The organism is Cereibacter sphaeroides 2.4.1 (genome assembly GCF_000012905.2).
Lineage (GTDB): Bacteria > Pseudomonadota > Alphaproteobacteria > Rhodobacterales > Rhodobacteraceae > Cereibacter_A > Cereibacter_A sphaeroides.
The window spans coordinates 25,675-39,497 of sequence record NC_009007.1; the positions used below are offsets into that span (position 1 = coordinate 25,675).

At 71.5% G+C, this 13,823-nt stretch carries 14 protein-coding genes; 4 read left to right on the plus strand and 10 right to left on the minus strand.

What is annotated here, in order from left to right; all coding sequences use genetic code 11:
* Positions 1 to 58 precede the first annotated feature (58 nt).
* Positions 59 to 3,148 (minus strand): Calx-beta domain-containing protein, encoded by a 3,090-nt coding sequence (locus RSP_RS21520; RefSeq protein WP_011836190.1) that lies wholly within the window; start codon positions 3,146 to 3,148, stop codon positions 59 to 61.
* Positions 3,149 to 3,459: 311 nt separating this feature from the next.
* On the opposite strand from RSP_RS21520, the gene RSP_RS21525 reads away from it, so the two are divergent.
* Positions 3,460 to 4,098 (plus strand): trimeric intracellular cation channel family protein, encoded by a 639-nt coding sequence (locus RSP_RS21525; RefSeq protein WP_002724650.1) that lies wholly within the window; start codon positions 3,460 to 3,462, stop codon positions 4,096 to 4,098.
* Between the two features lie 4 nt (positions 4,099 to 4,102).
* Here RSP_RS21525 and RSP_RS21530 read toward each other — a convergent pair whose 3' ends face one another.
* The 6 genes from RSP_RS21530 to RSP_RS21555 form a co-directional block, all read right to left on the minus strand.
* Positions 4,103 to 4,612 (minus strand): Lrp/AsnC family transcriptional regulator, encoded by a 510-nt coding sequence (locus tag RSP_RS21530; RefSeq protein WP_002724653.1) that lies wholly within the window; start codon positions 4,610 to 4,612, stop codon positions 4,103 to 4,105.
* 74 nt (positions 4,613 to 4,686) lie between these two features.
* Positions 4,687 to 5,406, minus strand: a complete 720-nt coding sequence (locus tag RSP_RS21535; RefSeq protein WP_002724655.1) for a sulfate/molybdate ABC transporter ATP-binding protein — start codon at positions 5,404 to 5,406, stop codon at positions 4,687 to 4,689.
* An 11-nt stretch (positions 5,407 to 5,417) separates the two neighbouring features.
* Entirely contained in the window at positions 5,418 to 6,293 is an 876-nt protein-coding gene (gene cysW / locus RSP_RS21540; RefSeq protein WP_011836192.1) for a sulfate ABC transporter permease subunit CysW, read from the minus strand.
* A 3-nt stretch (positions 6,294 to 6,296) separates the two neighbouring features.
* Complete coding sequence (gene cysT / locus RSP_RS21545; protein ID WP_002724659.1) at positions 6,297 to 7,130, minus strand: sulfate ABC transporter permease subunit CysT; 834 nt, start codon at positions 7,128 to 7,130, stop codon at positions 6,297 to 6,299.
* 1 nt (position 7,131) lies between these two features.
* Complete coding sequence (locus RSP_RS21550) at positions 7,132 to 8,136, minus strand: sulfate ABC transporter substrate-binding protein (protein WP_011836193.1); 1,005 nt, start codon at positions 8,134 to 8,136, stop codon at positions 7,132 to 7,134.
* A 427-nt stretch (positions 8,137 to 8,563) separates the two neighbouring features.
* Positions 8,564 to 9,463, minus strand: a complete 900-nt coding sequence (locus RSP_RS21555) for a LysR family transcriptional regulator ArgP (protein ID WP_011836194.1) — start codon at positions 9,461 to 9,463, stop codon at positions 8,564 to 8,566.
* Positions 9,464 to 9,535: 72 nt separating this feature from the next.
* On the opposite strand from RSP_RS21555, the gene RSP_RS21560 reads away from it, so the two are divergent.
* Positions 9,536 to 10,162: a LysE/ArgO family amino acid transporter gene (locus RSP_RS21560; protein WP_011840097.1), complete on the plus strand. Its 627-nt coding sequence runs from the start codon at positions 9,536 to 9,538 to the stop codon at positions 10,160 to 10,162.
* 21 nt (positions 10,163 to 10,183) lie between these two features.
* A complete protein-coding gene (locus tag RSP_RS21565; RefSeq protein WP_011836195.1) occupies positions 10,184 to 10,810 on the plus strand; it encodes an FMN-binding negative transcriptional regulator in 627 nt (208 codons plus the stop codon).
* 150 nt (positions 10,811 to 10,960) lie between these two features.
* On the opposite strand, the gene RSP_RS21570 is transcribed toward RSP_RS21565, so the two are convergent.
* Both RSP_RS21570 and RSP_RS21575 read right to left on the minus strand, forming a co-directional pair.
* Positions 10,961 to 11,470, minus strand: a complete 510-nt coding sequence (locus RSP_RS21570) for an RrF2 family transcriptional regulator (protein WP_002724669.1) — start codon at positions 11,468 to 11,470, stop codon at positions 10,961 to 10,963.
* Between the two features lie 513 nt (positions 11,471 to 11,983).
* The gene (locus RSP_RS21575) at positions 11,984 to 12,235 is read right to left on the minus strand and encodes a hypothetical protein (RefSeq protein ID WP_017208408.1); all 252 of its coding nucleotides are present in this window, start codon (positions 12,233 to 12,235) and stop codon (positions 11,984 to 11,986) included.
* A 424-nt stretch (positions 12,236 to 12,659) separates the two neighbouring features.
* On the opposite strand from RSP_RS21575, the gene RSP_RS21580 reads away from it, so the two are divergent.
* Complete coding sequence (locus RSP_RS21580; protein ID WP_002724672.1) at positions 12,660 to 13,004, plus strand: carboxymuconolactone decarboxylase family protein; 345 nt, start codon at positions 12,660 to 12,662, stop codon at positions 13,002 to 13,004.
* A gap of 164 nt (positions 13,005 to 13,168) precedes the next feature.
* Here the strand turns inward: RSP_RS21580 and RSP_RS21585 are convergent, their stop codons facing one another.
* Positions 13,169 to 13,756: an exopolysaccharide biosynthesis protein gene (locus tag RSP_RS21585; RefSeq protein ID WP_002724673.1), complete on the minus strand. Its 588-nt coding sequence runs from the start codon at positions 13,754 to 13,756 to the stop codon at positions 13,169 to 13,171.
* Between the last annotated feature and the right edge of the window lie 67 nt (positions 13,757 to 13,823).

Consider the following 13,823-nt stretch of genomic DNA (forward strand, 5'->3'; position numbering starts at 1 on the left):
GGGGCCGGAGGATCTTCTTTCCCCGCCCCCGGACCCTGCCCGGCGGCGGCCCCCACCCTCAGATCACGAAGAAATCCGCGGCCGTCAGGCCGAGCCCCGCCGAGAGGGTCGCGATCTGCACCCGCGCGCCCCCTCCGGTGCCGTCGGCATCGAACCAGAGCGCCCCGGTGTCGCGCTCATAGAGGATCCGGTCGGCCGCATCGGTGGCCTGTCCCGAGAGGTTGGAGGCAAAGGCCGCCCCGCGCAGCGCCCCCGCCGGAAGGCCGCGGAACACCGCATTTTCCAGATGGATCACGTCGTCGGCCACGTTGAAATCCGCGATCCGGTCGATCGCGCCGGGCCCGGGGCGGGTGTTGAAGACAAAGCTGTCGCGCCCGGCGCCGCCGATCAGCAGATCCGCCCCGCCGCCGCCGCTCAGCGTGTCGTTGCCGGCGCCGCCGCTCAGCCGGTTCGCGCCGCCATTGCCGATCAGCAGGTTCGAAAGCCCGTTGCCGGTCCCCGAAAGGTTCGCCGTGCCCGTCAGCACCAGCGTCTCGAGCTGGGCGCCCAGCGTGTAGCTGACCGAGGCGCGCACCACATCCACCCCCTGGCCCGCGCGCTCCACGATCGTGTCGCCGCCATCGGTGATGTAGGTGTCGTTGCCCGTCCCGCCGATCATGACGTCGCGCCCGCCGCCGCCGTTCAGCGTGTCGTTGCCGGCAAGCCCCTGCAGCCGGTTCGCCCCGCCATTGCCGGTGAGCAGGTTCGCAAGCCCGTTGCCGGTGCCCGACAGGGCAGCCCCGCCGGTCAGCACCAGCCGCTCGACATTGGCGGCCAGGGTCCAGGAGAGGCTGCTCTGCACCGTGTCGATACCGCCCCCGGCCAGCTCGATCGTGCTGTCCCCGGCATGGTTGACGATATAGCGGTCGTTGCCCGTGCCCCCCACCATCCGGTCGCGTCCGCCGCCGCCGTCGAGCAGGTCGTTGCCCGCGCCGCCCGACAGAAGGTCATTGCCGCCCCGGCCCTCGATCCGGTCGTTGCCGCCGAACCCCTCGATCCGCTCGGCATTGGCCGTGCCGATCAGCCGGTCGTTGCCGCCCGAGCCGCGGAGCGTGCCGTCGAGGAGGGTGGCCACCCCCACCGGCACCGGCGTGGCCGAGGAGATGGCGCTGGGGAAGGGCGGCACGAGGCGTAGGCTGAAGCTCTCGGTATTCTCGAGCACGAGATCGTCGAGGATGGGGATGAGAATTTCGGCCCGGGTCTGGCCGGGCAGGAAGACCACCTCGCCCGACCGGGCGGCGAAGTCGCTGCCCGGGCGGGCCGTCCCGGCGAGGGTCTGGAAGCCGATGGCGATCCGCTCGGCCGAGGCGGCCGAAAGCTCGACCACGAAGACCGCGACCCGGCCGCCGGGCCCTTCCTGCAGCGTGGCATGGCCGACCGAGACCGAGCGGTTCAGCCCCACCCCGTCATTGTCGAGCACCCAGCCGCCGGTGGACAGGGCGCGGTTGCCGCCGCCGAACTGCGCGCCGCGGGGATCGCTCAGATCGAGAAAGAAGCTCTCGTCGATCTCGTCGAGACTGTCGTTGTAGGAACGGATGCGGAGGGTCTGCACCGTCTCGCCGGGGGCGAAGGTGAGGGTGCCCGAGGGGGCCGTGGAATAGAAATCCTCGTCGAGCAGCGCGGTGCCGGAGCGGAACTGGTAATCCACGCTCACCGCGTCGGTCGCGGGCTCGGAGAGCCGGATCGTATAGGTGAGGTAGCTGCCCTCGACCACCCGGTCGCCTTCGACCGAGATCACTGGCACCGGCCCGTCGTCGTTCAGGATCTCGGCCGTGCCGGTGGCGGCGGGCACGCCATGGGCGCCGGTGACGGCCAGACCGAAGGTCTCGCCCGCCTCGACCGCGCCATCGTTGATCAGATTGACCGCGACCGTGGCCTCGGTCTGGCCGGCGAGGAAGGTGACGGTGCCGGTGCGGGCAACATAATCCGCGCCTGCCCGGGCCGAGCCGTCATGGGTCGTGTAGGTGAAGCTGCGGTCGGTGGTGAAGGCCTCCGACAGCGTGAGGGTGAAGAGCGCCTGCCCGCCTGCGGCCTCGGTCACCACCGGGTTCGAGACGGCCAGTGCCCGGTTCACCCCCACGCCGTCATTGTCGATCACCCAGCCCGTCGTGACGAGGGTCGAGATGTTGGCGCCGAACCGCGCGCCCTGCGGTTCGCTCAGCTCGAGAAAGAAGCTCTCGTCGATTTCGTCGAGACTGTCGTTGTAGGAGCGGATGCGGAGGGTCTGCACCGTCTCGCCCGGGGCGAAGGTGAGCGTGCCCGAGGGGGCGGTGGAATAGAAATCCTCGTCGAGCAGCGCGGTGCCCGAGCGGAACAGGTAATCCACGCTCACCGCGTCGGTCGCGGGCTCGGAGAGCCGGATCGTATAGGTGAGGTAGCTGCCCTCGACCACCCGGTCGCCCTCGACCGAGATCACCGGCACCGGCCCGTCGTCGTTCAGGATCTCGGCCGTGCCGGTCGCGGCGGGCACGCCATGGGCGCCGGTGACCGCGAGGCCGAAGGTCTCGCCCGCCTCGACGGCGCCATCGTTGATCAGATTGACCGCGACCGTGGCCTCGGTCTGGCCGGCGAGGAAGGTGACTGTGCCGGTGCGGGCCACGTAATCCGCGCCCGCCCGGGCCGACCCATCGTAGGTCGTGTAGGTGAAGCTGCGGTCGGTGGTGAAGGCCTCCGACAGCGTGAGGGTGAAGAGCGCCTGCCCGCCCGCGGCCTCGGTCACCACGGGGTTCGAGACGGCCAGCGCCCGGTTCACCCCCACGCCATCGTCGTCGATCACCCAGCCCGCGGTGACGAGGGTCGAGATGTTGGCGCCGAACTGCGCGCCCTGCGGATCGCTCAGTTCGAGAAAGAAGCTCTCGTCGATCTCGTCGAGCCTGTCGTTGTAGGACCGGATCTGGAGGGTCAGCACCGTCTCGCCGGGGGCGAAGACGAGCGTGCCCGAGGGGGCGGTGGAATAGAAATCCTCGTCGAGCAGCGCGGTGCCGGAGCGGAACAGGTAATCCACGCTCACCGCATCGGGGGCGGGCTCGGAGAGCCGGATGGTGTAGGTGAGGTAATTGCCCTCGACGACGGGGGTGCTGGTGACGCTGAAGGTCGGAAGAATGGCCATGAAACGGATCCGATCGAGAAATGTCAGGGGAAAGGGATTCGACGGAAAGTCTGCCCGACAGAGGCATGTTTTCAAAGCCGAACAGGCCGGGCCTCGGCATTTTTCCCTTATAAGGAAAGGGGCATAGCCCTTTCGGCGCAGGTCTTCCGACCCATTGGGAGGCCTGTCGCACCCTCTTTCGGACCCGACCTTTCCGCCCCTCCGCCCGATCGGCCCCGGGCGGGCGCATCCGGGGGAGGGCGGCCCTCCCTGCGCTTGAGTTCCCGCGGCCCTCCGGCCAAAAGGAACGGACCCGCGCGGAGGAGGCCCGGATGTTTCAGACCGTCACGATCCTGCTCGACTGGTTCGGCCTGTGCATCTTCACCGTGACGGGCGCCCTCGTCGCCTCGCGCAAGGAGATGGACATCGCGGGCTTCGTGCTGCTCGGGGCGGTGACCGGCGTGGGCGGCGGCACGATCCGCGATCTCGTGCTCGGCCGCACCCCGGTCTTCTGGGTCGAGGAGCCGGCCTATGTGCTGGCCTGCCTCGGCGTCGCGGTCTTCACCTTCTTCTTCGCCCACATCCCCCAGTCGCGCTACCGCTTCCTGCTCTGGCTCGATGCGGTGGGCCTGTCCCTCTTTGCGGTGACGGGGGCCGAGCGGGCGCTGCAGACCGGGGCGGGGCCGGTGATCGCGATCGCCATGGGGGTGGCCACGGCGACCTTCGGCGGCATCCTGCGCGATCTTCTGGGCGGCGAGAGCCCGGTGATCCTGCGGCGCGAGATCTATATCACCGCGGCGCTTCTGGGGGCGGCCGCCTTCGTGGCGCTCGACGCATTCGGCGCCCCGCGCGAGCTGGCGCTGGGGGCGGGGTTCGCCGCGGCCTTCCTGTCGCGGGCGGCGGGCCTCGTCTGGGGCCTGTCGCTGCCGCGCTACCGCGCGCGGCCGGGCCGGCCCGAGGGGCGGGGCTGAGCCCTCAGGGATCGGTCGTATTGACCGGATAGACCGTCGTGTCGCGGATCCGCTCCATGGCGAATTTCGAGGTCACGTTCTTCGGGCCGGTGGTCTCGGTCAGGCGCAGGTAGAAGGCGTCGAAGGCGGGCATGTCGGCGGTCACGACCTTGAGCAGATAGTCGACCTCGCCCGCCATGCGCCAGACCTCGACCACCTCAGGCAGGGCCGCCACCGCCTCGGCAAAGCGCGCGCGCCAGCCGGGGCCATGGTCGGGCGCCTCGATCTCGACGAAGACGGTGAGGCCGAGCCCGATCCGGGCGGGATCCACCAGCGCCACGCGGCCGGTGATCACGCCCGATTGTTCGAGCCGCCGGATCCGCTTCCAGCAGGGGGTCTGGGACAGGCCCACCCGGTCGGCGAGCCGGGCGAGCGAGAGCGAGCAGTCGCGCTGCAGCTCGTGGAGGATCTTGCGGTCGATCCGGTCGAGCGCGGGCGCGCGGGCGTCGGTCTCGGGGATCTCGGCATAGGCCATGGGGCGGCTCTCGGAGAGGGGGGTGGTCCGCCCGCCGGGTCCGGCGGGAGGACCGGGCCGGGAGGGGGCCCGGCTCATGCGGTGAGGAACTGGCGCACGAAGTCCGTCCGGGGGCGGGCGCGGATCTCGGCGGGCTTGCCGATCTGCTCGATGCGCCCCATCGACATGACCACCACGAGGTCTGCAAGCTCCATCGCCTCGTCCTGATCGTGGGTGACGAAGACGGTGGTCAGGCCGGTCTCGTCGTGGATGTCGCGCAGGCCCTGACGCAGCTCCTTCCTCACGCGGGCGTCGAGCGCGCCGAAGGGCTCGTCGAGGAGCAGCATCCGCGGTTCGATGGCCAGCGCCCGGGCGAGGGCGACCCTTTGGCGCTGGCCGCCCGACAGCTGCGCCGGATAGCGGCGGGCGATGTCGGGCAACTGGATGAGCCCGAGCAGCCGGTGGACCCGGCGGTCGATCTCGGCTCCGGTGGGCCGGCTGCGGCGCGGGCGGGCGCGCAGCCCGTAGGCCACGTTCTCGAAGACGGTCATGTGGCGGAAGAGCGCGTAGCTCTGGAAGACGAAGCCCGCGCGGCGCTCCTGCACGGTGAGGCCCGTTGCATCCTGCCCGTCGAAGAGCACCCGGCCCGAGGTGGGAAATTCGAGCCCGCCGAGGATCCTGAGGAGCGTGGTCTTGCCCGACCCCGAAGGCCCGAGCAGCGCGATCAGCGCCCCCGAGGGGATCGAGAGGCTCACGGGATGAAGCGCGGTGGTGGGGCCGAAGGACTTGGCGATCTCGTCGATCTCGATATGCACGAAGTCTCTCCTCAATGGCGGTGGGTGGCGGCGAGCTGGTCGGCATAGCGCCATTCCAGCGCCGATTTCAGCGTGAGCGTGACGAGGGCGAGGGCTGCGAGCAAAGCCGCCATCGCGAAGGCCGCGACCGAGAGATATTCGTTGTAGAACATCTCGATCATGATCGGCATCGTGGTGGTCTTGCCGCGGATCTTGCCCGAGACCACCGCCACCGCGCCGAATTCGCCCATGGCGCGGGCGTTGCACAGAAGCACGCCGTAAAGAAGCGCCCAGCGGATGTTGGGCAGCGTCACGGTGAGGAAGGTCCGCCAGCCGGAGGCGCCGAGCGTCAGCGCGGCCTCCTCTTCGGCGCGGCCCTGCTCGGTCATGATCGGGATCAGCTCGCGCGCGACGAAGGGGAAGGTGATGAAGAGCGTGGCCAGCACGATCCCCGGCACCGCGAAGACGATCGGATGGCCATGGGCCACGAGCCAGGCGCCGAGCGCGGAATTGGCCCCGAAGAGCAGCACGAAGGCGAGCCCCGCCACCACCGGCGAGACCGAGAAGGGCAGGTCGATTAGCGTGATGAGCACGGCCTTGCCGCGCCAGTCGAACTTGGTGACGGCCCAGGCGGCGGCGAGGCCCGCGGCGGCGTTCAGCGGCACCGCCACCGCGGCCACGGTGAGGGTGAGGCGGATCGCGGCCAGCGCGTCGCGGTTGCCGAGGGCGGTCACGGCGGCGGCGAGGCCGTCGCGCAGCGCCTCGGCGAAGACCGCGGCCAGCGGCGCCAGCACGAGGAGCCCGAGAAGCCCGAGCGTGCCCGCGATCAGCAGGCGGCGCATCCAGGCGGGCTCGGCCGTGGCGGCGCGGGGCAGGCGGCGGGCGGGGGAGAGGGGGAGATGGGTCATGGCTCAGACCGCGCCCATGCGGCGCCGGCTCCAGATCTGGACGAGGTTGATGGCGAAGAGGAGCGCGAAGGAGATGCCGAGCATGGCAAGCGCAATGGCCACCGCGCCGTCATAGTCGAACTCCTCGAGCCGGATGACGATGAGGAGGGGGGCGATCTCGGTCTGCATCGGCAGGTTGCCCGCGATGAAGATGACCGAGCCGTATTCGCCCACCGCGCGGGCCAGCGCCAGGGCGAAACCCGTGAGCAGCGCCGGGGCGAGCATGGGCAGGATCACCCGGCCGAAGGTGCGCGCCCGCGAGGCGCCGAGCGTGGCCGAGGCCTCCTCGACCTCGCGGTCGATCTCCTCGATCACCGGCTGGACCGAGCGGACGACGAAGGGCAGACCCACGAAGATGAGGGCGAGCCAGATGCCCGCCTCGCTGTAGGCCACGCGGATCCCCAGGGGCTCGAGCAGCCGCCCGATCGCCCCGTTCGGCGCATAGAGCGCGGTGAGCGCGATGCCCGCCACCGCGGTGGGCAGGGCGAAGGGCAGGTCGACCGCCGCATCGACGAGGCGGCGGCCCGGAAAGCGGTAGCGCGCCAGCACCCAGGCCAGCGCCAGACCGAAGACGAGGTTGATCGCCGCCGCCCCGAGCGCCGCGCGGAACGAGAGCGCCAGCGCCGCCTGCACCCGCTCGCGCCCGAGCAGCGCCGCCACATCGGCGGGTCCGATCTGCGCCCCCCGGAGGAGGAGGGCGCCGATCGGCAAGAGCACGACGAGCGAGAGCGCCGTCAGCGTGATCCCCATGGCGAGGCCGAAGCCCGGCAGGGGCGAGGGGGCGCGGAGGGCGCGCATCCTATTTCGCCTCGTAGATCTGGTCGAAGGTGCCGCCGTCGCCGAAATGCTCGGGCTGCGCCTTGCCCCATCCGCCGAAGTGGCCGATGTCGACCAGCTCGAGATCGGGGAAGCGCTTCACATCCGCAGGATCGGCGGCCGACCTGTCCCAGGCGCGGTAATAGTGCTTGTAGGCCAGCGCCTGCCCCTCGGGCGTGTAGAGGAAATCGAGATAGGCCGTCGCCAGTTCGCGCTGCCCGTCCGAGGCGAGATTGCCCTCGACCAGCGCCACCGGCGGCTCGGCCCGGATCGAGAGCGAGGGCACGACGATCTCGAACCGGTCGGGCCCGAGTTCCTCCAGCGCGAGCCAGGCCTCGTTCTCCCAGGCCAGCAGCACGTCGCCGAGGCCGCGCTGAACGAAGGTCGTGGTGGCCCCGCGCGCGCCGGTGTCGAGCACCGGCACATGGGCATAGAGATCGTGGAGGAAGGCCTTCGGATCCTGCCCGTTCTTCTCGGCCCAGGCCCAGGCCGCGAGGTAGTTCCAGCGCGCCCCGCCGCTGGTCTTGGGATTGGGCGTGATGACCTGCACATCCTCCTTCACCAGATCGCCCCAGTCGGCGATCCCCTTGGGATTGCCCGACCGCACGAGGAAGACGATGGTCGAGGTATAGGGCGAGGAATTGTGCGGCAGCCGGCTCTGCCAGTCGGCGGGGATCTTGCCCGACTTCGCCGCGACCGCATCGATGTCGGAGGCGAGCGCCAGCGTCACCACCTGCGCATCGAGCCCGTCGATCACCGCCCGCGCCTGCGCGCCCGAGCCGCCGTGGCTGGTCTCGATCTCGGGCGCCTCGTGGCCCTCGGCCTCCCAAGCCTTGGCGAAGGCCTCGTTCACGTCGCGGTAGAGCTCGCGCGTGGGGTCGTAGCTCACGTTCAGCAGGGTTTCGGCCGAGGCGGGGGCCCCGAGCCCCAGAGCCAGCGCGAGGCCGGCTGTGGCAAGGCGCGGAAGGCGGGGGAAGAACTGCGTCATCTGTCTCTCCTGTCGAGGGGCGCGGGCCTTCGGGAAGGCCCGGTCCGGATCGTCCCGGCCCCGGCCTCCGGAGGCCCGCCGCGGCGGGCCTGTTGCCGTCGGGCGGAGGCCTCCGGGCCTCCGGGGGGCGGGACGAAGGGGCGGGCGGTCGCATCCATGATCGTCTCCCGGAAGGCCGGCGGTGCCGTCCCGACAATTACGACAGGGTTTATCGTCATTAGCAACAAAAAATATCTGGTGATCTTGTCGTGATTTGGAGAAGGATCTTCTCCACCCGGCCGCGCCGGCCGGGCGGCGGGAGAAGGGCCTGCTCTTTCGAGGGGGGATTCGCGGCCTCCGCCCGGGGGCTTGAGCGGATCGAAGGCCGCCTGCCCGAGGCGGGGCGCGGCCTTGCGCCGGCCCGCCTTCGAGACCGCCGGATCGGCCGTCAGGCGGGGGGCACGAGGCTCCGGCGCGCCTCGGCGGCCACTTCCCGCGTCAGCGCCTCGAGCAGCCGCGCGCCCAGCCGGGCATGCTGCCAGTGCAGCGGCACGTCGAGCGGCCGCCCGGGGATGAGTTCGGCCAGCCGGCCTGCGGCCAGATGCGCCGCCACCAGCGGCAGAGGATTCATCGCCCAGCCGAGCCCCGCGAGGCTCGCATCGAGGAACCCTTGCGTCGAGGGCACCCAATGGGTCGGCGCCGCGAGCGGATGGCCGAAGGTCTCCTCGACCCAGCGCGCCTGCAGCCCGTCCTTCCGGTCGAAGCGGAGCACCGGCGCGCGCGCCAGCGCCGCCGCATCCACCCCTTGCGGGAAATGCCGCGCGAGAAAGGCGGGGCTTGCGGTGGCGAGATAGCGCAGCGCGCCCAGAGGCCGGGTCCGGCACCCCGAGACCGGCGCGGGATCGGCGGTGACGGCGGCCAGCACCTCGCCGTTGCGCAGACGCGCCGCCGTATGGTCCTCACCGTCGAGCACCAGATCGAGGAGCGTCCCGGTGGCCGCCGAGAAGCGCGCCGCGGCGGGCAGGAACCAGCTGCCGAGCGAATCCGCCGTGACCGCCACGCGCAGCGTCGCCGGCCCCTCCTCGGCGCCCGCCAGAAGCGGCAGGTCGGCCGCGAGTTCCCCCTCGAGGAGGCGCACCCGCTCCATGTGGGCAGAGAGCCGCGCCCCGGCCTCGGTCGGCACCGGCGGCTGGCTGCGCACGACGAGCGTGGCCCCCACCCGCTCCTCGAGCGCGCGGATCCGCTGCGAGACGGCCGAGGGCGTCACGCCGAGCACGGCGGCCGCGCGCTCGAAGCCGCCCTCGCGCAGGACGGCGGCGAGGGCCGCGAGCGACGGATAGTCGAGCATCTGAAGTCTCGCTTCATCGGGATCAGTATCCTGAACTGGACTACACCCGTCCCTCGCGGCAGGAAAGCCGTCATGACAGACCTCGCCCCCTTCCTCACCGGCTTCGGCCTCTCCCTGGGCCTGATCGTCGCCATCGGCGCGCAGAATGCCTTCGTGCTGCGGCAGGGGCTTCGGCGCGAACATGTGGGCGCGGTCGTGGCCTTCTGCGCGTTGGCCGATCTGGCGCTGATCGCGGCGGGCGTAGCGGGTCTGGGAACGGTCCTCGGGCGCGCGCCCGGGCTGGTGACGGGTCTGTCGCTGGGCGGCGCGGCCTTCCTCGGCTGGTACGGGCTCTCGGCCCTGCGCCGGGCGCTGCACCCCGCGCGGCTGGTCGCGGAGACCGGAGGGGAGGCGCTGACGCGGGCGGGAGCGCTGGCCCGTGTGGCCGCCTTCACCTTCCTCAACCCCCATGTCTATCTCGACACCGTGCTTCTGGTGGGATCGGTCGGGGCGGCGCAGCCCACGGGCGCGCAGGGGCCCTTCGTGGCCGGCGCGGGCCTCGCCAGTCTGGTCTGGTTCGTGGCCTTGGGCTTCGGGGCCCGCCTGCTCGCGCCGCTTTTCGCTCGGCCGCGCGCCTGGCGGGTGCTTGACCTGCTGGTGGGCGCCGTCATGATCCTTCTGGCCGGGGGCCTTCTGACCCGCGTCCTGTCCACCGCCTGACCCGCCCGACCGGAGACGCCGATGTATACGCCTGCCGCCTTCCGCATGGAGGAGCTGCCCGATCTGCACGCGGCGATGCGCGCCGCGGGCCTCGCCACCTTCGTGACCGGCACCGGCGCGGGCCTCATGGCCACCCCGCTGCCGCTGTTCCTCGCCCCCGACGAGGGGCCGCTCGGCACGCTCTACGGTCACCTCGCGCGGGCCAATCCGCAGCGGGCCGAGCCGCCCACCTGCGAGGCGCTGGCGATCTTCGGCGGGGCCGACGCCTATGTCACCCCGGCCTGGTATGCGACGAAGCGCGAGACCGGGCGGGTGGTGCCGACCTGGAACTATGTGGCCGTCCATGCCTATGGCACGCCCGACTTCTTCGAGGATGCAACGCGGCTGCACGCGGTGGTGAGCCGCCTGACGGATCTGCACGAGGCCGCCCGGCCCGATCCCTGGGCGGTGACGGATGCGCCCGCCCCCTATATCCGCAGCCAGCTGAAGGGCATCGTCGGCCTCCGCCTGCCGATCGCGCGGATCGAGGGCAAACGGAAGATGAGCCAGAACCGCAGCGCGGAAGACCGCGCCGGCGTCGCGGCCGGATTGGCGGAAAGCGACCGCCCCGGCGACCGGGCGGCGGCAGGACTGGTGCCGCTGGATTAGCAGCCTCGAAGCGAACCGGGCCGCAGCGCCCTCGCCCTCCGTCAGGGGCCGCACCGCACACCTGTGACCTCGCCGATCTCTCGCGGATCGCGGTGAGGATAGCGGTGCCGGGGCGGGTCACGCTCCTGAGCGCCGGGGGCGCGGCCTGCCTCAGACGCCCGCGGCGGAGCCCGGCCCCTCGTGCTCCTCGGCGGCCTCGGGCAGGCGGATGGGGGCGGCGAGGATCTGCTCGGCCGCGGCGGGCACCCCCACGAGATCGGCGAGCGTCAGCGAGTCGATCAGCACGAGATAGGACCAGAAGATCCCCGCGAAGACCTTGCGGATCCGGCAGGTCTCCTCGTCGGTGCAATCCTCGCATTTCTGGTAGGAGCGCCGCGAGAGGCAGGGCAGGGGCGCGATCGGCCCGTCGATCATCCGCAGAAGCTCGCTCAGCGGCACCTGCGCCGGCTCCTTGATCAGCAGATAGCCGCCCGAGCGCCCGCGCGTGCTGGCGATGTAGCCCGCGTTGCGGATGTCGAGCAGGATATGTTCGAGAAACCGCTTCGGCGTGCCGGAGCGTTGCGCGATATCCTCGATCCGGAGGGGTCGGCGGTCGCCGGACTTCTCCTCCGCGAGGACCATGAGGGCCTTCAGCGCATATTTCATCTTCTGGGTGATCATGCCAGCCAAGCTAGGGGGCGGGGGCCGGGATCACAAGAAAGATCCACAGGATCGGTCGTGTTTTCCTGACGCAGAGCCGACCGGGCCGCACCCTTGCCGGGAGGCCCGGGTCCCTGCGGGCGCCGTGACGGTCCGGGACCTTCCGAAGGAGACGCCGGAGAGCTCGGGGCGGCAGAGGGCGCGGGTCTCCGGTCCCATCGGCCCCGGCCGCGGCCGGACCTCGGGGAAAAAGGGGTCCCGGCCCGGCAGGCGCGGTCGCAGGTGCCGCCCGGACCTGCCTTGGCAGGTCGCGACCGGACGGCGGAGCCGGAGAGGCTCAAGCGGCCCGGGGCGCGGAAGGCTCCGGGACGGGAAAGCAGGAAAGGGGAAAGGAGGAGAGGCTGCGGCCGTCCGGGTCCGGAAGGGCCGCGCCCCGGTCCGGGATCGGTCCCGGAGAGTGCATGGCGGGGGAGCCCCCCGCCCGGCGGCGCAGGGCCGCTCTGCCGGAGGATCTCCGGCGGCGGCCTTCGGCCCTCAGGAGAGGCGCTTGGCCTGGCTGCGGAAGAGGGCGAGCGCGCGGTAGATGTTGCGGCGGGTGTCGGCCAGCGGCGGGGCAGCCGGCGCCCGGGAGCCCGCGGAATGGGCCTCGGTATGCTGCCAGTGACCGCCGATCCGGGCCGTCCAGTGGTCGCCGTGATCCTCGAAATGGAAGGGGACCACCCCGTCCACCGTGCCCCGGGCCTCGACCGGGCCGTTCCGGGTGGTGATGTCGAATTCTAGTGCCATGGTCTTCTTTCTCTTGGCGGCATTTGCCGCATCGTTGGGCGGCAATGGCCGCCGGGCTTCATTCAATGAAGGGATTTTTCGTCCGGCCTCCCGCAGGAGCGGAAGGATCCGCGCCGAGGTGGCCTGAGGCGGATATAGGGCGCCGCGGCGCCGGTTCAACCGGCAGGGGTCCGGGGCGCACCCCGGACCTGGGCGACCGGCGGCTCAGGACCCCGGGGCGGGCCGGGCGGGGAAGGGCGGACAGGCTCCTCCGAGGCCCGGCCCCCGACCCTGCGGCGCGCCGGGGAGGGCTCGGGCGCGGGTCCCCTTGCGTGACATGGTCACTGACCGGGGAGGCGCGCGCGCCTATGGGAGGGGGACGGGACTGCGCGCCCGGCCCCTCCCCTCGCCCGCGTCCCGGGCGATCCATCGGAAAGACCGCCCCATGAGCTACAAACAGAAGATCGACGACATCCGCGACGAGCTGCGCAGCCTCTACAAGGCCGCCCCCGAGCAGACCCGGGGCTTCGGCACCCTCTCCAAGGCGGTGAAGGAGACGGGCGTGCTCGGGGTCAAGGAGAAGGAATGCGTGGCGCTCGGCATGGCGCTCGTGCAGCGCTGCGAGCCCTGCATCCTGCTCCATGTCGAGGCGCTGATGAAGGCCGGGGCCAGCCGCGAGGAGCTGAGCGACGTGCTGGCCATGGCGATCCAGATGAGCGGCGGCCCCGGCCTGATGTATGCGGCGAAGGCCTTGGCCTGCTGGGACGAGCTCGCCGCGGCGGGGGCCTGACCCCCCAGCGGCGGCCGGCATTCAACAGGCCGCCCGAGGGCGGACGGCCCTCGGGCTCCTGCGGGACGGGCGCCCCGGCCTGGGACGACCGGCCGGGCCTGACGCCGGGCGGGGCCCGCCTCTGCGACCCCCGTCACACGGGCGCTTCTCTTCGGAAGGAGGCCTCAGGCGCCGAAGCCCACCTGCCAGATCAGGACCGGCACCGCCGAGAGCGGGATCAGCGAGACGAGGACGAGCACCCCGTCGCGGGTCAGGAGTCCCGCCGCGAAGAGGGCGATGGCGGCCGAGGCGATCGAGCCCGAGGTGGGGATCAGCTCCATGAAGGGCATGGCGAGCGTCAGCACGAGGATGCAGCCGAGCGGCAGGAACAGCCAGGGACGATGCACGAGGAAGGTGAGCCGCTTGCCGATATAGCGCTCGACCACCTGCAGCGGCTTGCGCAGCCACGAGATCCCCTTGCAGAGCATCCCGCTCGAGACCCGCCGGCGGGTGATGAGGCCCGGCAGCCAGACGCTCCTGCGCCCGAAGATCATCTGCACGGTCAGGATGAAGACGATGACGGCCACCGTGGCGGTGATGCCCGGGATCGCGCTCGCGGGCGAGACCGCGATCAGCGAGAAGACGAGCATGAGCGAGGCGAAGGAGCGCTCGCCCAGCCGGTCGACGATCTCCTGGACCGCGATCTCCTCGCCCTGAATCGCGTCTTCCAGCTCGTCCAGAACGTCGCTCAGCGCCCTCGTGCGTTCGACCATCTCGTTCTCCCCGGGTGCCGGCAGGAACGGCGCGGCCCGCCGCTGGTTCCGGCAGCCCCCGATCTCT